Source organism: Burkholderia sp. 22088, from assembly GCF_052045915.1.
In the GTDB taxonomy this organism is placed as follows: Bacteria; Pseudomonadota; Gammaproteobacteria; order Burkholderiales; family Burkholderiaceae; genus Burkholderia; species Burkholderia cepacia.
Map to the genome: position 1 here is coordinate 93,887 of NZ_JBQEPY010000013.1, position 23,770 is coordinate 117,656.

Genomic DNA, 23,770 nt, shown 5'->3' on the forward strand with positions numbered 1-23,770 from the left:
CCGCCGCGCGGCCCGGAACCGAGCAGGCACGCGGCAGATGAGAAACACATCAGGCCATATCTACGAGGAGATCGAACGATGCAGACACAACAACACGCACCTTCCCGCACCCGGCAGCGCATGCTGCGTACCGCGCAGGTCGCGATCGCCGGCGCCGCGCTCGCGCTGCTCGCCGCATGCGGCGGCGGCGGTGACGACAACAACAACAGCGCGTCGAACACGCCGCCGTCGGGCGTGAAGATGCAGGTCGTGTCGTTCGGCGACAGCCTGTCCGACGCGGGCACCTACTCGCAGATCAAGCTCGGCTTCGGCGGCGGCCGCTTCACGACCAACCCGGGCCAGGTATGGACGCAGAACGTCGCGCAGTACTACGGCGACACGCTGCAGCCCGCGAACCAGGGCGGGTTCGGCATTCCGCTGCAGGCCACCGGCGGTCTCGGCTACGCACAGGGCGGCTCGCGCGTGACGCTGCAGCCGGGTATCGGCCATGCGGACGCGAGCGTGCCGAACGCCGACTACGCGCAGGCCACCACGACGCCGATCGCCGATCAGGTCAAGCAGTACCTGTCGCAGCACGGCAGCTTCAACGCCGGCCAGATCGTGCTGGTCAACGGCGGCGCGAACGACATCTTCTACCAGGCGCAGGTCGCGCAGGCGCAAGGCAACACGCCGGCCGCCCAACTCGCGGCGGCGCAGGCGATCGGCCTGGCCGCGCAGCAGCTCGGCGGCATCGTCCAGCAGATCGTCGCGGCAGGCGCGACGCACGTGTACGTGTCGAACGTGCCGGACATCGGCGGCACGCCGCTCGCGCTGCAGGGCGGCGCGCCGACGCAGGCCGCGTTCACGCAACTGTCGGGGCTGTTCAACAAGACGCTCGCCGGCACGCTGGCCGCGCTGAAGGTCGACACGACGAAGGTCGCGCTGCTCGACACGTTCACGTGGCAGGACGGCATCGCGGCCAACTACAAGGCGAACGGCTTCAGCGTGTCGAACACCGATACCGCCTGCAACCTGAAGGCGATGGTCCAGGCCGCCACGCAGTACGGCGTCGCGAACGCGACCGCATTCGGCTCGTCGCTGTTCTGCTCGCCGCAGACCTACACGGTCGCGAACGCCGACCAGACCTACATGTTCGCCGACACGGTCCACCCGACGACGCACCTGCACGCGCTGTTCGCGCAGTTCGTCGAACAGCAGATCGCGAAGTCGGGCGTCGGCAAGTAAGCCGCCGGCCACGCGCCCAAACAAAAACGCCCGACCGGTTCGCCGGTCGGGCGTTTTTTTCATTCCTGAATCAGCCGTCGAACGTGTCAGTCGCGCGCTTCGAACGCCGCCGCCGCACGGCCGAGACGATCGTTGACCGCGATCCATTCGACGGTCTCGGGCAGTTTCTCGACGAGGATGCGTGCGACCTGCGCGCGGTCGAGCGCGCGCAGCATCCCGTACAGGTCGCGTGCATACGCCTGCGGATCTTCCGGCGCCGCGACGAAATGCACGCCGTCGGCCTGCGCCCAGCGTCCCGCGCGCGACGCACGGGCGACGAGCGCGACACGCTCGCCATCGGCTTGCGCGGCCGCGAGCAGCGGCTCGAGCGCGTCGAACGGCAGCAGCGCGAGCGGCGTGCGCGGCGCGTAATGCGCCTTCAGCGTGCCCGACGCGCGCGGCGCGGTCGCGTCGCTGCCGTCCGGCAGCTTCGGCGCGCGGCCGAGCACGTCGGCGATCTGCTGCGGCGTCACGTGGCCCGGGCGCAGCAGCGCCGGGAAACCGCGCGACAGGTCGAGAATCGTCGATTCGATGCCGACTTCGGACGCGCCGCCGTCGAGCACGTGCACGGTGTCGCCGAATTCGTCGCGTACGTGTTGCGCGGTGGTCGGGCTCACATGGCCGAACCGGTTCGCGGACGGCGCGGCCACGCCGCCATGCCCGCCGCGCCGCGCGCTGAACGCGGCCAGCAGCGCCTGCGCGACCGGATGCGACGGGCAGCGCAGCCCGACCGAATCCTGGCCGCCGCTCACAGCGTCCGGAATGCGCGCATGACGCTTCAGGATCAGCGTCAGCGGGCCCGGCCAGAATGCATCGATCAACGCCTGCGCATCGGCCGGCAGATCGTCGGCCCAGTAACCGGGATCACCGCCCGGCGGCAGGTGCACGATCACCGGATGATTCGCCGGCCGCCCCTTCGCCGCGTAGATGCGCGCGACGGCCTCGGGATTCGCCGCGTCGGCGCCGAGCCCGTAGACGGTTTCGGTCGGAAAGGCGACGAGCTGGCCCGCGTCGAGCAACGCGGCGGCCGCGTCGATCTGCGCGGCCGTCACGGTGTTCGGGAGATCGATGGACATCGGCCGGCGCCTCAGTCGAGCGGCACGCGCAGCAGCTGCGCGCACGCGGTGGCCGCGGCAACGGCTTCGTCGCGCGTTTCGGCCGTGAAGTTCACGTGGCCCATCTTGCGGCCGACGCGCGCGTCCTCCTTGCCGTACAGATGCAGGTGCGCGGCCGGCATCGCGGCGACCGTGTCCCACGGCGGCGTGACGGCATCAGCCGTCGCACCTGCCGGGAACCACACGTCGCCGAGGATGTTCAGCATCGCGGCCGGCGAATGCTGGCGCGGGTTGCCGAGCGGCATGCGCGTCATCGCGCGCACCTGCTGCTCGAACTGGCTCGTTGCGCACGCATCGACCGTGTAGTGGCCGGAGTTGTGCGGGCGCGGCGCCATCTCGTTCGCGACGAACGAACCGTCTTCCAGCACGAAGAATTCAACGCACAGCACGCCGACGTAGCCGAGCGTATCGGCGATCCGCACGGCGGCCTGCTGCGCCTCTTCGACGCGCGCGGCATCGGCGGCCGGCGCGGGCACGACCGTCAGCGCGAGGATGCCGTTGTGATGCACGTTCTGCGCGAGCGGGAACGCGGCCGAGCGGCCGTCCGCGCCGCGCGCGATCAGCGCCGACACTTCGTATTTCAGCGGCAGGCGCTTCTCGAGCACGCACGGCACGCCGTTCAGCGCCGCATGCGCATCGCGCGCTTCCTGCGCGGTACTCACGCGCACCTGGCCCTTGCCGTCGTAGCCGAGGCGCGCCGTCTTCAGGATGCCCGGCAGCACCGCGTCGAGCGCGGCATCGTCGAGCGCGGCGAGTGCCGCCGACGATTCGATCACGACGTGCGGCGCGACGGGCACGCCCGACGCCTCGATGAAGCGCTTCTCCGCGATCCGGTCCTGTGCGACCGCGACGCAGCGGCCGGCCGGCGCGACGAACGTCGTGCGCGCGAGGAAATCGAGGCTTGCGGCCGGCACGTTCTCGAACTCCGTCGACACCGCGTCGCACAGGTCGGCCAGTTCCGCGAGCGCGGCTTCGTCGTCATATGCGGCGCGCAGGTGGCGGTCGGCGACCGCGCCGGCGGGGCTCGTCGGATCGGGATCGAGCACGGCGACGCGATAGCCCATCGACTGGGCGGCAAAGCAGAACATGCGGCCGAGCTGGCCACCGCCGACCATGCCCAGCCACGCGCCGGGCAGGATCGGGGAAACGGAATCAGGAGTTGCGGTCATGTCAGTGGTCGGTCGCGGCGGAACGCGAAAATGCCCGCCGCAGTGGGAAAATCCGGCGCCGGCCGCGTCGTGCGGCCGCGCGCCATGCCGTCATTCCAGCGGCGGCAGCACCATCGCGTGCGCGGCTTCGTTCTGGCGCACGCGGAACGCGGCGAGCCGGTTCGCGTAGTCGGTCGACGTGCCGGACAGGATCGACACCGCGAACAGCGCGGCATTCGCGGCGCCGGCCTCGCCGATCGCGAACGTCGCGACGGGCACGCCCTTCGGCATCTGCACGATCGAGTGCAGCGAATCGACACCCTTCAGGTACTTGCTCGCGACCGGCACGCCGAGCAGCGGCACCGTGGTCTTCGCGGCCAGCATGCCGGGCAGGTGCGCTGCGCCGCCGGCGCCCGCGATGATCGCGCGCAGCCCGCGCTCGCGCGCCTTCTCCGCATAGTCGAACATCTCGTCGGGCATCCGGTGCGCGGACACGACCTTCGCTTCGTACGGTACGCCGAATTCCTGCAGGATGGCGACCGCGTGCTTCATCACGTCCCAGTCGGAACTCGAACCCATCAGCACGCCGACGAGCGGCGCGCTGTGCGTGTGGGCAGTCTGGATTTCGCTCATGTCGTATGTACCTCGATCAGGCAAGCGCCTGGCCGGTGATGCGCTCGAGCGCTTCCTGGTACTTCGCGGCCGTCTTCTCGACGACGTCGGCCGGCAGCGCCGGCGCCGGCGCCGTCTTGCCCCACGGCTGCGCCTCGAGCCAGTCGCGCACGAACTGCTTGTCGAACGACGGCGGGTTGGTGCCGACCTCGTACTGGTCGGCCGGCCAGAAGCGCGACGAATCGGCGGTCAGCACTTCGTCCATCAGGTACAGCTTGCCGTGGTTGTCGAGGCCGAATTCGAACTTCGTGTCGGCGATGATGATGCCGCGCGTCGCCGCGTAATCGGCCGCTTCCTTGTACAGCTTGATCGAGATGTCGCGAATGGTGGCGGCCAGCTCGGTGCCGATGCGGCGCTCGGTTTCCTCGAACGTGATGTTCTCGTCGTGCTCGCCCATCTCGGCCTTCGCGGCCGGCGTGAAGATCGGCTCGGGCAGCTTCTGCGCGTTCTGCAGGCCTTCCGGCAGCTGCACGCCGCACACGGCGCCCGACGCCTGGTATTCCTTCCAGCCGCTGCCGGCCAGGTAGCCGCGCACGACCGCTTCGATCATGATCGGCTCGAGGCGCTTGACGACCACGCCGCGGCCCTTCACCTGCTCGACCTCGTCGGTCGCGACGACCGCTTCCGGCGCGTCGCCCGTCAGGTGGTTCGGCACGATGTGCGCGAGCTTGTCGAACCAGAAGTTCGCCATCTGGTTCAGCACGCGGCCCTTGTTCGGAATCGGCTCGCCCATCACCACGTCGAATGCCGACAGGCGGTCGGTCGTGACGATCAGGAGCTTGTCGTTGCCGACCGCGTAGTTATCGCGGACCTTGCCGCGACCGAGGAGCGGCAGCGAGCGGAGCGTGGATTCGTAAAGGGTAGACATCGTCTTTTCGCAGATAAGGAGCCAAACAAAAAGGGAAACGCCGTTCCCCGCGGCAGGCGGGAACGGCGGTCTTGCAATACGTCGGCGAACCGGCGGGCGACGGCGCCCGGCGGTTGCCGGCCGGCCCTTGTTCGGCCGGACGGAGCGGCTACCGGGGCCGGATCGGATCCGGCAACCGGGCGGCCAGCCCTTGCCCGGCGGCAGTACCGGGCGGGGGCAATCGTACTACAGTCTCAGCGCACGACCTGCGCGAGCGCGCCGGACTTGTACTGCTCGGCGATCTTGTCGAGCGACAGCGGCTTGATCTTGCCGGCCTGGCCTTCGCAGCCGAACGCGAGGTAGCGGTCGACGCAGACCTGCTTCGCCGCTTCGCGCGCGGGCTTCAGGTAGTCGCGCGGATCGAACTTGCCCGGGTTCTCGAACAGGTAGCGGCGGATCGCGCCGGTGATCGCGAGACGCAGGTCGGTGTCGATGTTGATCTTGCGCACGCCGTGCTTGATGCCTTCCTGGATTTCCTCGACCGGCACGCCGTAGGTTTCCTTCATGTCGCCGCCGAATTCGCGGATCTCGGCCAGCAATTCCTGCGGCACCGACGACGAACCGTGCATCACGAGGTGGGTGTTCGGAATGCGCGCGTGGATTTCCTTGATGCGCTGGATCGACAGGATGTCGCCCGTCGGCTTCTTCGAGAACTTGTACGCGCCGTGCGACGTGCCGATCGCGATCGCGAGCGCATCGCACTGCGTGAGCTTCACGAAATCGGCGGCCTGCTCCGGATCGGTCAGCAGCTGCTCGCGGGTCATCGTGCCTTCCGCGCCGTGGCCATCTTCCTTGTCGCCCTTCATCGTCTCGAGCGAGCCGAGCACGCCGAGTTCGGCTTCGACCGTCACGCCGATCGAGTGCGCCATCTCGACGACCTTGCGCGACACGTCGACGTTGTACTCGTACGACGCGACCGTCTTGCCGTCGGCTTCCAGCGAACCGTCCATCATCACGCTGGTGAAGCCGCTGCGGATCGCGGCCGTGCAGACTGCCGGCGACTGGCCGTGATCCTGGTGCATCACGACCGGGATGTGCGGGTACGATTCGACCGCCGCTTCGATCAGGTGGCGCAGGAACGGCTCGCCCGCATACTTACGCGCGCCGGCCGATGCCTGCATGATCACGGGCGCGCCGACCTGGTCCGCCGCCGCCATGATCGCCTGGACCTGCTCCAGGTTGTTCACGTTGAAGGCCGGCAGGCCGTAACCGTGCTCTGCCGCGTGGTCCAGCAATTGACGCATTGATACGAGAGGCATTGTGGAACTCCTTGGAATGAAAACCGGTGCGCCCTGACGCCGGCGCGGCGCTCGCTCCCGTTCGAACCGGGGTGGCGCGGCGCGGCTGAGCGTCGAATAGCCGCATTTTATCGCGAAGCGCCTCCGATTCCGACCGCCCGGTGGCGCCGACTCGCAATTTGTTACGTTCGCACGGCACAATGCGGGCAAAAAAGAGAAAAAAAGCCGCGTGGGACTTCGGACCCCACGCGGCTTTCGCGTATAAAACGGTGCCGGATCGATTTTTCAGCCGATCCGGGCGGCCGGCTCACTGGCCGGCGCGGTGCTCAGTCGGCGCTCAATAGTGCTCGCCGACCCGCACGATCTTCAGCGTATTGGTGCCGCCCGCCTGCCCCATCGGCTCGCCGACGGTCAGCACGACCATGTCGCCGTGCTGCACGTAGCCTTGCTTGACGACGATCTCGAGCGCCGCCTGCAGCGCCGAGTCGCGGTCGCTGTTGAAGTCGACGTGCAGCGGCGTCACGTTGCGGTACAGCGCCATCGTGCGCTCGCTGCCGACCCGCGGCGTCAGCGCGAAGATCGGCACGTGCGTGTAGTGACGCGACATCCACAGCGCGGTCGCGCCCGATTCGGTCAGCGCGATGATCGCCTTCGCGCCGAGGTGGTAAGCGGTGAACAGCGCGCCCATCGCGATCGACTGGTCGATCCGCGTGAACGTACGGTCGAGGAAATCCTTGTCGAGCTCGACCTCTTCGGACTTCTCCGCCTCGACGCACACGGCCGCCATCGTCTCGATCGTGACGACCGGGTACTTGCCCGCGGCCGTCTCGGCCGACAGCATCACCGCGTCGGTGCCGTCGAGCACCGCGTTCGCGACGTCCGACACTTCCGCGCGGGTCGGCACGGGCGCGTGGATCATCGACTCCATCATCTGCGTCGCGGTGATCACAAGCTTGTTCGACTCGCGCGCCATCCGGATCATGCGCTTCTGCAGCGCCGGCACGGCCGCGTTGCCCACTTCCACCGCGAGGTCGCCGCGCGCGACCATGATGCCGTCGGACGCGTCGAGAATGCTCTGCAGCGCCGGAATCGCTTCCGCGCGCTCGATCTTCGCGATCATCTTCGGCTTGATGCCGTACGGCGCGCCCGCGATGTTCGCGAGCTGGCGCGCCATTTCCATGTCGGTCGCGTTCTTCGGGAACGACACCGCCACCAGGTCCGCGCCAAGCGACATCGCGGTGCGGATGTCCTCCATGTCCTTCGCGGTCAGCGCGGGAGCCGACAGGCCGCCGCCCTGGCGGTTGATGCCCTTGTTGTTCGACAGCTCGCCGCCCACCTTGACGATCGTGTGGATCTCGTCGCCGAGCACGCGCTCGACGGTCAGCACGATCAGGCCGTCGTTCAGCAGCAGCAGGTCGCCCGGCTTCAGGTCGCGCGGCAGTTCCTTGTAGTCGAGCCCGACGCGCTCGTCGTTGCCGAGCTCGCAACCGGCATCGAGGATGAAGGGCTGCCCCGGCGTCAGCGTCGTCTTGCCGTTCTCGAACTTGCCGACGCGGATCTTCGGGCCCTGGAGGTCGGCCATGATCGCGATCTCGCGGCCGACCTTGCGGGCGGCCTCGCGCACCATCTCGGCGCGCTGGCGGTGATCGTCGGCCGTGCCGTGCGAAAAATTGAGCCGCACGACGTCGAGGCCCGCCTGCATCATCTGCAGCAGAATCTCCGGCGAACTGGAAGCCGGGCCGATCGTGGCGACTATCTTGGTGGCGCGCTGCATGAAACTCCTCATCTGGATCAAGGTGGATGCGCTGGGTGAAACGCTGCGAGAGCCGGAAGCGGCGGGCCCAGCGGCGGCCGTTCCGGGGGGCGTGCCGGTGCTTGCGCCCGGCATCGCTTTGTTCTGAATCTCGTGGTGCTGCTCGGCCGCGTCGCCGGCGGCCGCCGGTGCGCGCGGGGCGGTGTTCGCCCGCGCGGGCGCGCGTTTGCGCTTGCCCGCGCCGGCCGTCTGCTCCGCTTTCGCGGAGCGCGCGGCCTTCATCACCCCTGCGCGCGCCGCCACGCTCAGGCCGCCCGCGTTTCGAGCACTTCCACCGCCGGCAGCTTCTTCCCCTCGAGGAACTCGAGGAAGGCGCCGCCGCCCGTCGAGATGTAGCTGACCTGGTCGTGGATGCCGTACTTCGCGATGGCCGCGAGCGTGTCGCCGCCGCCCGCGATCGAGAACGCGGACGATTTGGCGATCGCTTCCGCGAGCGTCCTGGTGCCGTTGCCGAACTGGTCGAACTCGAACACGCCGACCGGGCCGTTCCACACGATCGTGCCGGCCTTCTCGAGCTGGCTCGCGAGCGCCTTCGCCGTATCGGGGCCGATGTCGAGGATCATGTCGTCCGCTTCGATGTCGGCGACCTGCTTCACCGTGGCCACGGCCGTCGGCGAGAATTCCTTGGCCGTCACGACGTCGGTCGGGATCGGCACCGACGCGCCGCGCTCGCGCGCTTCGTCGATGATCGCCTTCGCCTCGGCGACGAGGTCGGCTTCCGCGAGCGACTTGCCGATCGACAGGCCGGCCGCGAGCATGAACGTGTTCGCGATGCCGCCGCCGACGATCAGCTGGTCGACCTTGCCGGCCAGCGACTTCAGGATGGTGAGCTTGGTCGACACCTTCGAGCCGGCGACGATCGCCACCAGCGGACGGGCCGGGTTGCCGAGCGCCTTGCCGAGCGCGTCGAGTTCGGCGGCCAGCAGCGGGCCCGCGCACGCGACCGGCGCGTACTTCGCGATCCCGTGGGTGGTCGCTTCCGCGCGGTGCGCGGTGCCGAACGCGTCGTTCACGTACACGTCGCAGAGCTTCGCCATCTTCTGCGCGAGCTCGTCCGAATTCTTCTTCTCGCCCTTGTTCACGCGGCAGTTCTCGAGCAGCACGACCTGCCCCGGCGCGACGTTCACGCCGTTCTCGACCCAGTTCGAGACGAGCGGCACGTCACGGCCGAGCAGCTCGGCGAGGCGCTTCGCGACCGGCGCGAGCGAATCTTCCGGCTTGAATTCGCCTTCGGTCGGGCGGCCCAGGTGCGACGTGACCATCACGGCCGCGCCGGCGTCGAGCGCGGCCTGGATGGCCGGCACGGACGCGCGCACGCGCGTGTCCTCGGTGATGTTGCCCTGGTCGTCCTGCGGGACGTTCAGGTCGGCGCGGATGAATACCCGCTTGCCGGCGAGCTGGCCGGCGGCGATCAGGTCGGTAAGACGCTTGACTTGGCTCATGTTGAACAGATTGAAGTAGTGGATGGGGAAAGGGGGTTCACGCTGGACGTGCGCGGGCTGCCGCGAAAGGGCGCCGGATGCGGCCGTGGCTGGCGGTTCGCATGACGCGCACGGGTAAAAAATCTCGAACGGGCATTCTAGCCGATCCACCTGGCAGACTGACCCGTGCGGCGGCGAATTCCGCCTATTTGGGATCGCGCGCGGGAACGGACATGTTGCCGCAATGCAGCAATGCACCTGCGCGAGCGGCCGGTGCCCGGCGGGCCTGAACGGCGGCTCATCAGAAGATCAGGCGCAGCGCGGTGAACACGAGCATCCCGACGACGATCGTGCCGAGCATGCTGCGGCGCCACAAAAACCAGCCGAGGCCGGCGAGCGACGCGTAAAACGGATGGTTGGACAGCGCGAACGACAGCCCGGCCGGCGTTTCGAGCACGTCGGGCAGCACGACGGCGACGAGCGCGGCGGCCGGCGCGTAGCGCAGCGCGCGCTGCGCGCGTTCGGGCAGCACGGTGCGCTCGCCGCCGATCAGGAACAGCGCACGCGTGACCGCCGTGACGATCGTCATCCCGATGATGACGATCCAGATCTCCGTCGCGCTCATTCGATCTCCTTCTCATGCACGGTTTCGGTGCGGATGCGCCGCCAGTCGGCCCGTTCGACGAAGAAGTCGGCCGTGCAGCCGGCCGCGAGCGCGGCGAGCACCGCGAGCGGCAGCGCGAGCCGGTACGGCAGGTCGAACGCGACCAGCGACACGATGCCCGCGACCGCGACAGCCGCGAGCGTCGACCGGTTCGCGACCGCCGACACCATGATCGGGATCAGCGCGAGCGTGCCGGCCAGCTCCAGCCCCCAGCTCGCGGGGAAGAAGCTCGCGAGCAGGATGCCGGCGAGCGACGACACCTGCCAGGACAGCCAGCTCGCGAGCGCCATCCCCCAGAAATACGCTTCCTTGCCGGGCACGCGACCGTAGGCGAAGCCCTGTTTCTGGAACAGCAGGTAGATCACGTCGCCGTTGAAATAGCCGATCGCCAGGCGCCGCCACAGCGGCAGGTAGGAAAAATGGGGCGCAAGCCCGGCGCTGAAGATCACGAAGCGCGTGTTGACCATCGCGGCCGTGAGCAGGATGGTCCAGATCGGCAGCTTCGCCGCGAGGAGCGGCAGCACCGCGAGCTGCGACGAGCCCGCGTAGACCAGCAGCGACATCGCGCTCGCCTGCGCGAGTGTCATGACCGACTTGCTCATCGCGATGCCGGTGACGAGGCCCCACGAGAGAATCGCCATCAGCGTCGGGGAATAGTCGCGCGCGCCCTGGATCAGCGCGAAGCGGTCGGTGGCGGACAATCGAGCGAGCATGGGAAGCGGGCCGCGGCGGGCGGTTCGTCGGGCCGCCGGCGCCTCCTGCCGGTACGACCCGTCGTTATTGGAATCGGTACCGGGCGATTATAGCGCCGGCCCCGAGCCGACCGACCGGATCGCCGGCAAATGACGCTAAAATAAGCGTCTTTCCGGCTCAACGCTGCATACAACCCGCTGTACAACTGCTTCCCAGGAGAATCCTATGTCAATGGCCGACCGCGACGGCAAGATCTGGATGGACGGCAAGCTGATCGACTGGCGCGACGCCAAGATCCACGTCCTGACCCATACGCTGCACTACGGCATGGGTGTCTTCGAGGGCGTGCGCGCGTACAAGTCGGCTGACGGCAGCACCGCGATCTTCCGCCTGTACGAGCACACGAAACGTCTGCTGAATTCGGCGAAGATCTTCCAGATGGACGTGCCGTTCGACCGGGAAACGCTCGAAGCCGCGCAGCTGGAAGTCGTGCGCGAGAACAAGCTCGAGTCGTGCTACCTGCGCCCGATCATCTGGGTCGGCTCGGAAAAGCTCGGCGTGGCCGCGAAGGGCAACACGATCCACGTCGCGATCGCCGCATGGCCGTGGGGCGCGTACCTCGGCGAGGAAGGCCTCGCGAAGGGCATCCGCGTGAAGACGTCGTCGTTCACGCGCCACCACGTGAACGTGTCGATGGTCCGCGCGAAGGCCTCGGGCTGGTACGTGAACTCGATCCTGGCGAACCAGGAAGCAACGGCCGACGGCTACGACGAGGCGCTGCTGCTCGACGTCGACGGCTACGTGTCGGAAGGCTCCGGCGAAAACTTCTTCCTGGTGAACAACGGCAAGCTGTACACGCCCGACCTGTCGTCGTGCCTCGACGGCATCACGCGCGACACGGTCATCACGCTCGCGAAGGACGCCGGCATCGAGGTGATCGAGAAGCGCATCACGCGCGACGAGGTCTACACGGCCGACGAGGCGTTCTTCACCGGCACGGCCGCCGAAGTCACGCCGATCCGCGAGCTCGACAACCGCACGATCGGCAGCGGCGCGCGCGGCCCGGTCACGGAAAAGCTCCAGTCGGCGTTTTTCGATATCGTGTCGGGCAAGAACGCGAAGTACGCGCACTGGCTGACGAAGGTCTGAGCGCGCCGCGCCACCGACCGCCCCACAAAAGAGTGATAAGAGAAAGTCTCATGAGTGAAATCAAGGAAATGCCGCTGGTCGAGCTGACGGCCAAGGATCTTCCCGCGTACTGCCCGAACCCGGCCATGGCGCGCTGGAGCGCGCACCCGCGCGTCTTCATCGACGTCTCGCACGGCGAAGCACGCTGCCCGTACTGCGGCACGCGCTACAAGCTGCGCGACGGCGAGGTCGTCAAGGGCCACTGAGCCCCGGCGGCCGGGCCTGCAGGCTGGCAGGCCCGCCGACCCAAGGCGGCGCAGCCGGGCTTCCGGCGCGCCGCCGTTCTCCATTCTGGCAACCCGAACGCGGCGCCTGGGCGCCGCGCTTCATCAAGACATCGGAAGTCGACCTGATGCGTCGAGCGCTGGTTATCGCACCGAACTGGATCGGTGACGCATTGATGGCGCAGCCGCTTTTTGCGCTGCTGAAGAAGCTCCATCCCCGCATCGCGATCGATGCCGTCGCACCCTCGTGGGTCGCGCCCGTGCTCGAGCGGATGCCCGAGATCCACGATGTCTACGCGACCGATCTCGCGCACGGCAAGCTGCAGCTGCTGCGCCGCTGGCAACTCGCGAGCGACCTGCGCGACGTCGGCTACGACGCGGCGTACGTGCTGCCGAATTCGCTGAAATCCGCGGTGATCCCGTGGCTCGCGAACATCCCGCTGCGGATCGGCTACACGGGCGAGCACCGCTACGGGCTGCTGAACGTGCGGCACGCGAACCCGACCAAGTCGGGCGAGCGGCCGCCGATGACGACCCACTACGCGGCGCTCGCGTACGCGCCGGGCGCGAAGCTGCCCGAGTCGATGAAGACGCTGCCCGCGCCGCGCCTCGACGCGGATCTGAACGAGACGGCGCGCGTGTCCGCGCGCTTCAACCTCGACACCCGCAAGCCGCTCGTCGTGTTCTGCCCCGGCGCGGAATACGGCCCGGCCAAGCGCTGGCCGCCCGAACACTTCGCGTCGCTCGCCACCATCGTCCACCAGTCGTTCCCGTACACGCAGATCGTCGCGCTCGGCTCGCAGAAGGACGCCGCGGCCGCGCAGGCGATCGCCGACCACGCGCCGAACGTGCGCAACCTGTGCGGGCAGACGTCGCTGTCGGAGGCATGCGCGCTGATCGCGCGCGCGAACGCGGTGGTCACCAACGATTCGGGGCTGATGCACGTCGCCGCCGCGCTGCGCCGGCCGCTCGTCGCGCTGTACGGCTCGACGGATCCGCGCCACACCCCTCCGCTGTCGGACCTGGCGAAGGTACAATGGCTCCATCTCGAATGCAGTCCCTGCTTCGAACGTGAGTGCCCGCTCGGCCACCTGAAGTGCCTGCGCGAACTCGGTCCCGAGCAGGTATTCGGCGATTTGCGCGGCATGCTCGTCGGGCAGCGCTGACCCTGGCCGGCAGCGTCGCACGACGCGCCGGGCAATCCGATTCACCGGTGTACGGCGGCTCCATCCGGGCCGCCGTGCTGAATACGGCGCGCGACGCGCGCGAGAGATAACCCCGATGCCACGTTTTGCCCGCCTCTTCGAAGCCGCCGCCGATACGCTGAACGCTTACTACCAGGCCGTCGCCGATGCCAATCTCGACGCGCTGCTGGGTTTGTGGATCGACGAGGATTTCGCCAGCTGCGTATGGGCGGACGGCGAGCATCTGCACGGCCTCGACCAGATCCGCAGCGGGCTCGCCAACCGGCTCGCCACGCGCCCCGTGACGATCGAGCCGCTCGACATCCGTGTGTACGACAGCCTCGGCACGGTCGTCTATACGATCGCCGAAGCGCATCAGCAGGCCGACCTGACGGCCGAACCCGACATGGTTTTCGCCACGTACGTGATGATTCACGAGCGCGGCGAGTGGCGCATCGCGCATATTCACGCGAGCCCGATTCCCGAACAGGCGGCCGGACAATTCGCCGCGAAGATCCGTCACGGGCAGGGTCCGCTGCACTGACGAAGAACGAAGCAACGCATTAGCGGGGCGATCATGAGTACGGCTTCTCCGCCCACCTCGCCGCTGACCGGGGCCCCGGCCCCCAACGACGATTCATCGCGCTATCGCGCACCGCGCTGGCTGCCGAACAGCCATGCCCAGACCATCGTGCCCGCGCTGTTCGCACGGCGCCCGGCCGTCGCTTACCGACGAGAGCGATGGGAAACCCCCGACCACGATTTCATCGATCTCGACTGGGTCGCGCATCTCGACAGCGCGGCGCCGCCGCCCGACGCGCCGCTGTTCGTGCTGTTCCACGGCCTCGAAGGCAGCTCGGGCTCGCACTACGCGCTCGCGATGATGGCCGCCGCGCGCGCGAAGGGCTGGCACGCGGTCGTCCCGCACTTTCGCAGTTGCAGCGGCGAGATCAACCGCCAGCCGCGCTTCTACCATCTCGCCGACAGCGCCGAAGTCGACTGGATCCTGCGCCGGCTCGCCACGCAGCATCGCGGGCCGCTGGTTGCGGCCGGCGTGTCGCTCGGCGGCAACGTGCTGCTGCGCTGGCTCGGCGAGCATCGCAGCGACACGTCGATCCTGCGGGCGGCCGCCGCGATCTCGACGCCGATCGACGTGCACGCGGGCGGGCGCGCGCTGTCGCAAGGCTTCGCGATGGTCTACACGCGCAGCTTCCTGAAGACGCTCAAGCGCAAGGCGCTCGCGAAGCTCGACCAGTATCCGGGGTTGTTCGACCGTGAAGCGATGCTGCAGGCCGTGACGATGCGCGACTTCGACGAGGTCGTAACCGCCCCGCTGCACGGTTTCGCGGACGCGGACGACTACTGGACGAAGGCGACGACCCGGCCGCTGCTGCCGGCGATCGACGTGCCGACGCTGATCCTCAACGCCCGCAACGACCCGTTCCTGCCCGAGTCCGCGCTGCCGGGCCCGGCCGACGTATCGCCGGCCGTCGAGCTCGACCAGCCCGCGGACGGCGGACACGCGGGGTTCATGACCGGGCCGTTCCCCGGCCGTCTCGACTGGCTGTCGGCGCGGGTGTTCGGCTATTGCTCCAAATTCGTCGACCATGGATGACATCGTCAGGCAGGCCCTCGCCAAATGGCCGAACGTGCCGCACTGCACCGGCTGGCTGCTGCTCGACCGGCGCGGCGAATGGCGGCTGCGCGACGACGCGGCCCAGGCGGCCGGCGAACTCGGCTCGCCGATCCGGCATGCGGCGCTGAACGCGTTCATCGGCCGCAACTACGAATGCGACGCGCAGGGCCAGTGGTTCTTCCAGAACGGACCGCAGCGCGTGTACGTCGAGCTTGCCTATACGCCGTGGGTCGTCCGCCTGGCCGAGCGCGACGGGCAACTCGCGCTCACCGACCAGACCGGTACGCCGTTCGAACCGGACGAAGCATGGCTCGACGACGCGGGCGGCGTGCTGTTTCGCTCGGCCGGCACGGCGCCGCGCATCGCGGCGCTGCACGATCACGATCTCGGGCTGTTCGCCGATCACGCGGATTTCGACGCCGCACCGCCGGTACTGCGCTGGCGCGACGGCCGCACGCTGCCGCTCGGCAGCATCGTCTGCGCGGATGTGCCTGCGCGGTTCGGCTACGTCGTCAGCCCGGCACGACAGGCCCGCGACGCGGCCGGCGGCGACGCCTGACCCGCAGCGGCTTCGCGCGCGCCCGGCGCGCGCCGGACGCTACCCGCGGCCGTTCTTCTCGTCGTCGCGCTCTTCCTTGTAGCGCGCCTCGAATTCCAGCAGCCGTGCACCGATCATCGACTGCTCGTAGAACGAGACGTCCTTCGCGTCGCGCGCTTCCTTCAACTGACGAATCGCCGACGGCCACGCGCCGTCGAGCGCAAGCTTCTCCGCGAGCGCGCGGCGCCGCGCCAGCACGTCGCCCTTGCCGTCGCTCGCCTTCGCGAGATAGTCCCACCAGTCCGGCTGCTCGGGGTCGGCCTTCGCCTGCGCGCGCGCCTGCGCCTGCGCGTCGGCGAAACGGCGCGCCGCGATCAGTGCCTGAAGATGCTCGACGATCGCCGCGTGCGACGCCGGCCAGCGCCGCTGCGCGAGCGCCGCGAGCCGCACCGCTTCGTCGGCGCGCCCCGCACGGCGCGCGATGTCGGCGGCCAGCACGTCGAGGCTCGGCGAACTCGTCGCCGGATCGTCCTCGCGCCGCTCGCGCGCGTCGAACGCCGTGCGTGCCGACGCGAGCGCCTTGCCGGCCGCGTCGTACTCGCCGAGCTGCGCGTTCGCGAGCGCGATGCCGTACCAGTTCGCCGCGACGTTCGGCGCCGTGCGATCGTCGATCTCGGACTGCATCCGGCGCGCTTCGGCCGCGATGTCGGTCGGCGCGCGGTTCTGCAGGACCCGCAGCCGCGCGCGCACGAACCCGTATTCGGGCGACTGGCGCGGCTGCCGGTAAGGGGCGCGGCGCGCGCGATCCTCCATGTCGGCGATCCGCTCGCCGGTCAGCGGGTGCGTGCGCGCATACGCGGGCACGCCCGCATCGCCCATCGACGCGCGATCGAGCCGCTCGAAGAAGCCCGGCATCCCGTACGGGTCGTAGCCCGCGCCCGCGAGCAACTGGAAGCCGACGCGATCAGCCTCCCGCTCGGCCGAACGCGAGAAGCGCAGCTGGTTGTCCACCGCGTATGCCTGCCCGCCCATCGCGATCGCGCTGCCGAGGTCGCCGCTTCTCGCGAGCACGCCCGCCAGCACGCCGAGCAGCATCGTCGCGAGCGCCGTATAGCCGGTCTTCTCGTTCGCACCGATCATCCGCGCGATGTGCCGCTGCAGCACGTGCCCCATCTCGTGGCCGACCACCGACGCGAGTTCCGACTCCGTCTGCGTCGTGACGACGAGCCCGCTGTTGATCCCGATGAAGCCGCCCGGCATCGAGAACGCGTTGATCTGCGGATCGCGCACCGGGAACAGGTCGAAGTCCGGCGTGTAGCCGCCGATGAAGCGCGCGGCCGCCGCGGCCGCGAGCCGCGCCGCCATCGCATTCAGGTAGTCGCGCACGAGCCAGTCGTCGAGATAGTCGGGATCGCGCCGCACTTCGCGCATCACCCGCAGGCCGAGCCGGCGCTCGGCCTGCGGCGTCAGCGAACCGCCGGAGCCGTCGCCCAGGTCGGGCAGCTCGAGCGCGCGAAGCGGCGCGCGCAGGCTCGCGGCCGGTGCCGACGCGCCGCCCGCGTCGGAGAACCGGCTCTCCGCGCCGCCGTACGTACCGAATACGCCGGCCGCGATGCCGGACGGCACGGTGGAAATCGACCGGGCGCCGTCGGCCGCCGCTTCGAGCGGCGGTGCGGACGCACGCTGCGCATGGCCGCTCGGCGGCAACGCGAGCGCCACCGACAGCGACACGGCAAGCAACTGTTTGACACGCATGGCAGGATGAAAACGACGCCGTCCCGCGCGCCGGGCGCGCATCGCGGCGTTTGGTCTGAATATTCGGGTCATTGTACCGGCGCCGCGATGACTGTCCCGTGCCGCGGCGGTGCCATCTGCGCTCCGGCGACGCGAACGCCGCTGCTATGATAAGCGCCCGTTGAAGCGTTGCATCGGGTCGCGGAGCCGGTTTCGGATGCCGCGCGCTGCCCGATCGCGAAGCAGGATCGACGGACGTGCTCGTGCGAGCACGCCGTTCCACTGGAGCACGACATGTCAGGACTCACCCATTTCGACGCCGCCGGCCATGCGCACATGGTCGACGTCGGCGGCAAGCAGGAAACCCAACGCATCGCGATCGCGCGCGGCACGATCCGGATGCTGCCGGCCACGTTCGCACTGATCCGCGACGGCAAGGCCAAGAAGGGCGACGTGCTCGGCGTCGCGCGCATCGCGGCCATCCAGGGCGCCAAGCGCACGGCCGACCTCATCCCGCTGTGCCACCCGCTCGCGCTGACGCGCGTGGCCGTCGATTTCGAGCTCGACGACGCGCTGCCGGGCGTCCACTGCGTTGCGCAGGTCGAGACGTTCGGCCGGACCGGCGTCGAGATGGAAGCGCTGACCGCCGTGCAGGTCGGGCTGCTGACCGTCTACGACATGTGCAAGGCCGTCGATCGCGGGATGGTGATCACCGATGTGAGCGTGCGCGAGAAACGCGGCGGGAAGTCGGGAGACTGGAAGGCGGAAGATGTAAGCGATTGATTTACAAGCCTTTCCTTCAATGCCATACCGGCCACCCGGCGTCGTCATCGTCTGACGAAATCGCCCCGAACCTGACTGCTGGCACACAAAAAATCGGTCTTGTCCCACTCCTGTCCCACAGGAGACTGGAATGGCCTCAATTCGCCAACGAGACGGGAAATGGCAAGTACGTGTTCGGCGTAGAGGATTCGCCGACGAAGCAAAAACATTCAGCACTCGCGCAGATGCGGAACGATGGGCGCGATCTGTCGAAATTGAGATGGATCGCGGAAGCTTCGTCAGTCGTAGCGAGGCAGAAGCAAACACCCTCGAAGACATCATCAACCGCTACATCGACGACGTATGCCCGACACAACGTAGTGGCGCTGACGCAATCATTCGGCTTCGCGCCACCTGCCGCAACACGTTGGCAAAACTCAGCATGGCGGCATTGACGCCGAAGGCTGTCGCAGCTTACCGGGATGAACGACTCAAACAGGTGAAGCCTGCGACCGTGATTCGTGAACTGGCGTTCCTGTCGGCCATCATCAACCACGCTCGTCGTGAATGGGACATCAACATTACGAATCCCATCGCCCTGATCCGCAAACCGTCCACTCCCCAAGGCAGGGATCGAGTGCTGTCCGCCGACGAGGAAACACGGCTTCTTGCCGAACTGGTTCCGACTGGCCGCATCAATGTATGGCTGCTTCCGGCAACTATCCTGAGCTTGGAGACCGGTATGCGACGCGGCGAACTGGTCGAACTTCGGTGGTCGAACGTCAATCTCGAAGCCCAGACTGCGCATTTGCCGATGACCAAGAATGGGACAGCACGAACCGTCCCACTGTCTAAGAAGGCTATCGCCACGTTGACGGCGCTACCACGATCCATCGATGGCCGGGTCATTCCTGTCAAAGGACTCACGTTGCATGCAGCGTTCCGGAAAGCTTGCGTACGAGCAAGGATCACCGACTTTCACTGGCACGACCTAAGGCATACGGCCATCACGCGAATGGCGCAAAAGCTGCCGAATGTCATCGAACTGGCGGCTGTCTCCGGTCATCGCAGCTTGGCAATGTTGAAGCGGTACTACCACCCGTCCGCGACCGATTTGGCCCGGAAGTTGGGCTAGAAGAGTTCGTAAGGCAACCAATTCATCAGGTACCCACAAGTGCCGGATAAAGGAATTCGGCTCACTGCTAACGCACCGATACCGGATGTCAGTTATCTATCGGCAAGTCGCAATAACGCCATGTCTCGTTCGGCGAGTGCCTGTAGTTCGGTCGAATCAGCACTGTTCCGCATTCCCGACACCTGTACGTCGAACTCTCCCACCCTATCAATGCCGCATGAGTGCTCAGCAGCAAGTCACCGTTGAACGTTGCCAGTTCCCGGTGCGGGCATTTACGGCAGTCGGTGTCAATCAGCGCGGTGCAAGCGTAGCACGGTGTCACCAGTTCTCCTTTGTCAGAGAAGAAGGGGAACTGGTCAAAACGGAATGCTATCGTCGAGGTTTGTGTCTTCAGCCTTCTTCCCTGTCGAGTGGAAGGCAAATTTACCCTCATTCACCTCAATCCACTGCCAGCCATTTTCGGTCACGCAAACGCCATCGTAGGTGTCGTAGCTGCTGCCATCGCTCATCTCTTTTATCTCTACGAATTCTTTGCCTTTCAACCGTCTGAGACCAAGATTGAACCCAAGGTTGTTCAACCCCGCACGTTCGCAGTCGTTTTTTACCTCCCACAACGGCGTCGCACCATCGTCGCGAAAGACGCTACTGGCAATCACTCCGAGCACCGTTAGCTCCTGAGATGACAGCCCATCGATGCTAGCCACATTCGACTGTTCCGCCATCTCTTCCAAAACCTCCCCTTGCTCCAGCATGGCTTTCAGACGCTCAGTCAAATTGTTCTTGAACACCTGAAAGTCGCGTGAGGATTCTGTTTTGTAGGTGACGATGGCTCGATGCTGGATATCAAACGGGAACCGCTTCCCAGCCTTCTGCCGATCGTCCGAGCAGGCCATCACAACGGGGCGTCCGGCTGCGTACGCGAACCCGAGTTCGTACCAAACGTTCGGATTGTCTTCCGTGATGTCCGCAAGACACACTGCCGCACGCTTGATGTTTTTCTCAATTGCCTCGACCAGCACCGTCGCGGACGAATCCTGATCGACCCGATAGGCTGTCATCCCCGCAGCCTCGATGGCGGGTTTGTACAGGTCGTCGAATCGCTTGTTGTAGATGTCAGTGAACGGCTGAATCACAAAGCAAATCGACATGGCTGCCCTCGGTTGTTTGCCTGAATTTCGCATGATTTTACTGATAAGGCGCCACGCGCAAAATCCCCGTTCGACCTATGTTTCCAACTGATCCCATTCTCACCAAGCGCCCATCAAGCCACACACCCGCATCGATCAGCACATTGAACACTGGCATCCCCCCTACTCGGACTTTTCTGCGTCCGCCATCTCTTTGCCTTCACTGGGTCTCGCCGGTGTCGGCAACGCTTCGCGCCGGAACACCATGGCATGGCGCATCATCCGACATACGCCGTCGAGACCGGGGAATAAGCTAGCTGCGGTGAGACCCATGAAAGCCAAGTCTTCGAGTGCCTCACTTGCAAACGATACGGGAACCTCTGCTGCCATCAGGTATCGAGCTTCGTAGTGGCGCTCAATATTGCAGATAAACTGTTCGATGTTGCCAACGTTGGAAGCTAGAAAGCGTCCCTGCTGCGCATATAGCCGTGGATTGTCGCGCGGGGAGACCTGCAAGAAGCAGACATATGGTTCCAAGAAGGGAACTGTCACTATCGGTGGACTGAACCGTTCGACAAATGACCGCGTTAGTCCGTAGACCCGCACGCGCGTAGCGTTCGGTCGGGAAGACCTGTTCTCCAACGCATCCGAAAATGCAAAGAACGCCGCGATGTATGGCGAATCAGTCCAGTCAAGCAACGGAGTGGGAAGCCCGTGATGCTGTGCCAATCCAAGCAGTGTCGAATAGTCAGCAGAATCTCCGGGGTTCAGTCTACGGTTCGTTACCGCTTCGACATGTGAATGAAAGAGAGGCAGCGTTTCCGCGCAATATCGCCCAAGCTGGGTTCGACCCGCACGATAGAGACTCGTCTCCAATCTGAATGCATGCGAACCATGCCCCCGGAACGCCACCGCTCCCTCAGTGCGGACGCGACCGGCCCACTGCTTAAATTCATTCCATGACGCACACTGATGAACGTCCGCTAAACCTCCGCGTGACGGCAATGGCTTTAACGAGATTTTTCCACCAGGTCCATCTGCATCCAACCAGGTTCCGCTCATTCCACTGCGAGTCGCCTTGAGCATGGCTCGCGTGGACAACATCAATCGCTGCGCACGCTCACCAACAGGCGGTTCAAATACGTTACCGTGTTGGTTGAGGGTGAAAAGTTTCGCTGCCTGAAACTCAGAAACATTTCCCCTTTGTGCTACTCGCCTGCCGAGTACGGCAACCGCATGCGTCTCCGGAACACCCCACCAGTGGAGCATGATTTCGTCTGGGCGATCTTCATCGCAGCACATCATTGCGAATGCCTTCCCCTGACGCGTCTCAATCGATCCAAATAGCTGCTTTTCCATACGCGTTGCACTCCAACAGTGTCCGATGATTGCGTGACCGCTCGCAATCGACGTATCGACTACGGGTCGAGTTAAAGTCCCTCGTAGTAGCGCCGAATCTTCGAGGCCATGAGCTGCCGCCGCGCCTTCAGGAACTCGTCAAAGCAGTCTTCACCCATCTGGAAAACAGAATCAGGCACGCAGTTCGCGGCCAGGTTCGCATGCAACGTTGCAATATCAGTGATCGCACCGTATTTCACCTGTCCGCCGTTGCACTGATTCAATACGTGGTCAAAGTACGTCGATGGTGCCTTGTTGCCGATCTTGATGTTGGTCTCTTCTTGCGTGTAGGCATAGTTAGCGATCTGGTTGTACTGACTCCGTGACAACCCAGCCTTCTTCAGAAGATCACGCGGGAAGATGTGGTGGATATCGCCCAGATGGCTAACCAACTCCCTGACCGTGATGTCGCGCGACAGCAACCCCTTGTCATTGGCGCGAACTTGCGCAGCAACGAAGACCCAGAAATAGGGGCTGGTAGTCCCCGATGTTTCCAACTGCTGAGTCAGTCCGAAGTCCCAGAATGCGGGAGAGAGTTCTGCTTGCTCGATCTTCCCAAGAATTTCTGCAAAGTCACCGGTTGCAATCTGGCGGATGTCCTTGTCGAACTGAGTCTCTGACGACCCGGAATACCTCCCCGTCAGGATCGACATAACGAACCAACGACGTACCAGGGACTCGATCTTACCGTCCTGAACCCCACTAGCCCGAAGTCGCAGATACACGATATACGCGAAATTCAGCGCCCCACGCGTGCGGATCATGCTGCCGTCGATGAAGCCCGCCGACTTGATAACCATCACGAACCGGTTGAAATTCGATTCGTTGATGAAGTCCAGCACCCCGCCCGTCAGCTTCGCAAATGAAGCCTCCGCAATGGTTTCCTCATAGTCTTTGGTCTCGAAATTGCGTCCCGACAATAGACTCACAAGGTCAGGCAGCTTGCCACGGCCGAACTCTTTGGTGAAAGCCACACGTAACAGATCGTTGTAGGATGGATCGTAGAGATTGCCATTCTCATTCCGTAACCACGCCATCTTCTGGAAGTACGGGGTCTCCACGAATTCCGTGTCAGCTTCCTTGATCTGGGAGTAGAACTCAGGCGCAATCGCCATGTGGCAGAAGTAATCGATGCACTTCCGCAACTGCTGACCACCGTATTTCTGATCAGCCGCGATCTTTGACATGACGAAATCCGCTTGCGACAGCACCGTGCCCTTTGAGTTGATGCGGATGAAAATCTCGGTGACGGTTTCGATGTCGAGGTCGTGCGCAAGTTCGACGAGACCGATCTGCTTCTTCGCAATCGCCGTCAACTTTGCCAAGTTCTCTTCCACCACGTCTGGATCGGCACTCGGGTTCGCATCCATGTATTGCCGATGCGCTTTAATCAACCCCACCTGCCCACTGACCAACGGCGAGATGTCCGAAATCCATACGGCGTCTTTGGTGATCGCGGGGTTCGTAACCTCAAAACGCTCTTCGAGCGGATTAAACGCAATCGAAATCCTTACCTTGCGGTAATCCTTATTGATGACCTGTTGCCCAATGATCGCTGCCGTCAGCGCCGTAACCCGCTGCTGGCCGTCAATCAGTATCATCTTTCCCGATGCGGTAGTGCCGTCCTTCAACTGAACGTCAGGATTCCGCCACGCGATCAAGTATCCGACGGGGTACCCCTGATAGAGCGAATCCAGCAAATCGCGAACCTGACTACTATCCCAGACGAATGGGCGCTGTATTTCCGGGATCGCGATTTCATTCTCACGAACCTTGGCGAGAACACTCTCGATGAGATACTGATTGACGGCGTATTTCTGAGTTTGCATGGACCGACCCCGATTTTGGTCTTGTTAGCACTGTTTCCAACGATCATATCCCGAAAGTCGCCGAAAACAGTGCACCGCCAG

The 23,770-nt window shown here is 65.6% G+C and carries 23 protein-coding genes; 10 read left to right on the plus strand and 13 right to left on the minus strand.

Going from position 1 to position 23,770, the window contains the following annotated elements; genetic code table 11:
* Nucleotides 1–78 precede the first annotated feature (78 nt).
* Nucleotides 79–1,224 carry an SGNH/GDSL hydrolase family protein gene (locus ACTJLD_RS24440; RefSeq protein WP_027789230.1) on the plus strand — a complete coding sequence of 382 codons (1,146 nt, stop codon included), beginning with the start codon at nt 79–81 and terminating at the stop codon, nt 1,222–1,224.
* 86 nt (nt 1,225–1,310) lie between these two features.
* Here ACTJLD_RS24440 and ACTJLD_RS24445 read toward each other — a convergent pair whose 3' ends face one another.
* The 6 genes from ACTJLD_RS24445 to pyk form a co-directional block, all read right to left on the minus strand.
* Nucleotides 1,311–2,339: an L-threonylcarbamoyladenylate synthase gene (locus ACTJLD_RS24445; protein ID WP_027789229.1), complete on the minus strand. Its 1,029-nt coding sequence runs from the start codon at nt 2,337–2,339 to the stop codon at nt 1,311–1,313.
* A gap of 11 nt (nt 2,340–2,350) precedes the next feature.
* Complete coding sequence (locus ACTJLD_RS24450; RefSeq protein ID WP_060083073.1) at nt 2,351–3,547, minus strand: 5-(carboxyamino)imidazole ribonucleotide synthase; 1,197 nt, start codon at nt 3,545–3,547, stop codon at nt 2,351–2,353.
* Nucleotides 3,548–3,637: 90 nt separating this feature from the next.
* Entirely contained in the window at nt 3,638–4,159 is a 522-nt protein-coding gene (purE, locus tag ACTJLD_RS24455; protein ID WP_440659806.1) for a 5-(carboxyamino)imidazole ribonucleotide mutase, read from the minus strand.
* A gap of 16 nt (nt 4,160–4,175) precedes the next feature.
* Entirely contained in the window at nt 4,176–5,066 is an 891-nt protein-coding gene (locus tag ACTJLD_RS24460) for a phosphoribosylaminoimidazolesuccinocarboxamide synthase (protein ID WP_176099472.1), read from the minus strand.
* A gap of 233 nt (nt 5,067–5,299) precedes the next feature.
* A complete protein-coding gene (fba, locus tag ACTJLD_RS24465; RefSeq protein ID WP_027789227.1) occupies nt 5,300–6,364 on the minus strand; it encodes a class II fructose-bisphosphate aldolase in 1,065 nt (354 codons plus the stop codon).
* Nucleotides 6,365–6,680: 316 nt separating this feature from the next.
* Nucleotides 6,681–8,117, minus strand: coding sequence for a pyruvate kinase (pyk, locus tag ACTJLD_RS24470; protein ID WP_021164117.1), 1,437 nt, complete (start codon nt 8,115–8,117; stop codon nt 6,681–6,683).
* Between pyk and ACTJLD_RS24475 the strand changes: the two genes are divergently transcribed.
* Nucleotides 8,116–8,244, plus strand: coding sequence for a hypothetical protein (locus tag ACTJLD_RS24475; RefSeq protein WP_021164118.1), 129 nt, complete (start codon nt 8,116–8,118; stop codon nt 8,242–8,244). The genes pyk and ACTJLD_RS24475 overlap by 2 nt on opposite strands.
* 157 nt (nt 8,245–8,401) lie before the next feature.
* Here ACTJLD_RS24475 and ACTJLD_RS24480 read toward each other — a convergent pair whose 3' ends face one another.
* From ACTJLD_RS24480 to ACTJLD_RS24490, 3 genes are all read right to left on the minus strand, one after another.
* On the minus strand, nt 8,402–9,598 hold the full coding sequence (locus ACTJLD_RS24480; protein WP_048024998.1) for a phosphoglycerate kinase: 1,197 nt from the start codon (nt 9,596–9,598) through the stop codon (nt 8,402–8,404).
* 280 nt (nt 9,599–9,878) lie between these two features.
* Nucleotides 9,879–10,202 carry an AzlD domain-containing protein gene (locus tag ACTJLD_RS24485; protein WP_027789225.1) on the minus strand — a complete coding sequence of 108 codons (324 nt, stop codon included), beginning with the start codon at nt 10,200–10,202 and terminating at the stop codon, nt 9,879–9,881.
* The gene (locus ACTJLD_RS24490) at nt 10,199–10,954 is read right to left on the minus strand and encodes an AzlC family ABC transporter permease (RefSeq protein ID WP_027789224.1); all 756 of its coding nucleotides are present in this window, start codon (nt 10,952–10,954) and stop codon (nt 10,199–10,201) included. Before ACTJLD_RS24490 ends, ACTJLD_RS24485 begins: the two co-directional genes overlap by 4 nt.
* A 205-nt stretch (nt 10,955–11,159) precedes the next feature.
* Here ACTJLD_RS24490 and ACTJLD_RS24495 point away from each other — a divergent pair, with 205 nt between their 5' ends.
* The 6 genes from ACTJLD_RS24495 (at nt 11,160) to ACTJLD_RS24520 (ending at nt 15,725) form a co-directional block, all read left to right on the plus strand.
* Entirely contained in the window at nt 11,160–12,083 is a 924-nt protein-coding gene (locus ACTJLD_RS24495) for a branched-chain amino acid transaminase (protein WP_011353071.1), read from the plus strand.
* Between the two features lie 50 nt (nt 12,084–12,133).
* Nucleotides 12,134–12,328: a zinc-finger domain-containing protein gene (locus ACTJLD_RS24500; RefSeq protein WP_006749970.1), complete on the plus strand. Its 195-nt coding sequence runs from the start codon at nt 12,134–12,136 to the stop codon at nt 12,326–12,328.
* A gap of 146 nt (nt 12,329–12,474) precedes the next feature.
* Nucleotides 12,475–13,512, plus strand: a complete 1,038-nt coding sequence (gene waaF / locus ACTJLD_RS24505) for a lipopolysaccharide heptosyltransferase II (protein WP_027785312.1) — start codon at nt 12,475–12,477, stop codon at nt 13,510–13,512.
* Nucleotides 13,513–13,627: 115 nt separating this feature from the next.
* Nucleotides 13,628–14,074 carry a nuclear transport factor 2 family protein gene (locus ACTJLD_RS24510; RefSeq protein ID WP_006749968.1) on the plus strand — a complete coding sequence of 149 codons (447 nt, stop codon included), beginning with the start codon at nt 13,628–13,630 and terminating at the stop codon, nt 14,072–14,074.
* 33 nt (nt 14,075–14,107) lie between these two features.
* Entirely contained in the window at nt 14,108–15,145 is a 1,038-nt protein-coding gene (locus ACTJLD_RS24515) for a hydrolase (protein ID WP_059699978.1), read from the plus strand.
* Nucleotides 15,138–15,725 carry a DUF2946 family protein gene (locus ACTJLD_RS24520; protein ID WP_059699975.1) on the plus strand — a complete coding sequence of 196 codons (588 nt, stop codon included), beginning with the start codon at nt 15,138–15,140 and terminating at the stop codon, nt 15,723–15,725. The genes ACTJLD_RS24515 and ACTJLD_RS24520 overlap by 8 nt, the downstream gene beginning before the upstream one ends.
* Nucleotides 15,726–15,764: 39 nt before the next feature.
* Here ACTJLD_RS24520 and ACTJLD_RS24525 read toward each other — a convergent pair whose 3' ends face one another.
* Nucleotides 15,765–17,459 (minus strand): M48 family metallopeptidase, encoded by a 1,695-nt coding sequence (locus tag ACTJLD_RS24525; protein ID WP_440659807.1) that lies wholly within the window; start codon nt 17,457–17,459, stop codon nt 15,765–15,767.
* Nucleotides 17,460–17,732: 273 nt separating this feature from the next.
* On the opposite strand from ACTJLD_RS24525, the gene moaC reads away from it, so the two are divergent.
* Both moaC and ACTJLD_RS24535 read left to right on the plus strand, forming a co-directional pair.
* Nucleotides 17,733–18,221 carry a cyclic pyranopterin monophosphate synthase MoaC gene (moaC, locus tag ACTJLD_RS24530; protein ID WP_440659809.1) on the plus strand — a complete coding sequence of 163 codons (489 nt, stop codon included), beginning with the start codon at nt 17,733–17,735 and terminating at the stop codon, nt 18,219–18,221.
* A 130-nt stretch (nt 18,222–18,351) separates the two neighbouring features.
* Complete coding sequence (locus ACTJLD_RS24535) at nt 18,352–19,335, plus strand: tyrosine-type recombinase/integrase (RefSeq protein ID WP_219705650.1); 984 nt, start codon at nt 18,352–18,354, stop codon at nt 19,333–19,335.
* Nucleotides 19,336–19,691: 356 nt separating this feature from the next.
* On the opposite strand, the gene ACTJLD_RS24540 is transcribed toward ACTJLD_RS24535, so the two are convergent.
* The 3 genes from ACTJLD_RS24540 to ACTJLD_RS24550 all read right to left on the minus strand — a co-directional run bounded on the left by ACTJLD_RS24540 (nt 19,692) and on the right by ACTJLD_RS24550 (nt 23,689).
* The gene (locus ACTJLD_RS24540; protein WP_219705648.1) at nt 19,692–20,483 is read right to left on the minus strand and encodes a nucleoside 2-deoxyribosyltransferase; all 792 of its coding nucleotides are present in this window, start codon (nt 20,481–20,483) and stop codon (nt 19,692–19,694) included.
* A 162-nt stretch (nt 20,484–20,645) separates the two neighbouring features.
* On the minus strand, nt 20,646–21,821 hold the full coding sequence (locus tag ACTJLD_RS24545) for an FRG domain-containing protein (protein WP_219705647.1): 1,176 nt from the start codon (nt 21,819–21,821) through the stop codon (nt 20,646–20,648).
* A 71-nt stretch (nt 21,822–21,892) separates the two neighbouring features.
* Complete coding sequence (locus ACTJLD_RS24550; protein ID WP_219705645.1) at nt 21,893–23,689, minus strand: GmrSD restriction endonuclease domain-containing protein; 1,797 nt, start codon at nt 23,687–23,689, stop codon at nt 21,893–21,895.
* Between the last annotated feature and the right edge of the window lie 81 nt (nt 23,690–23,770).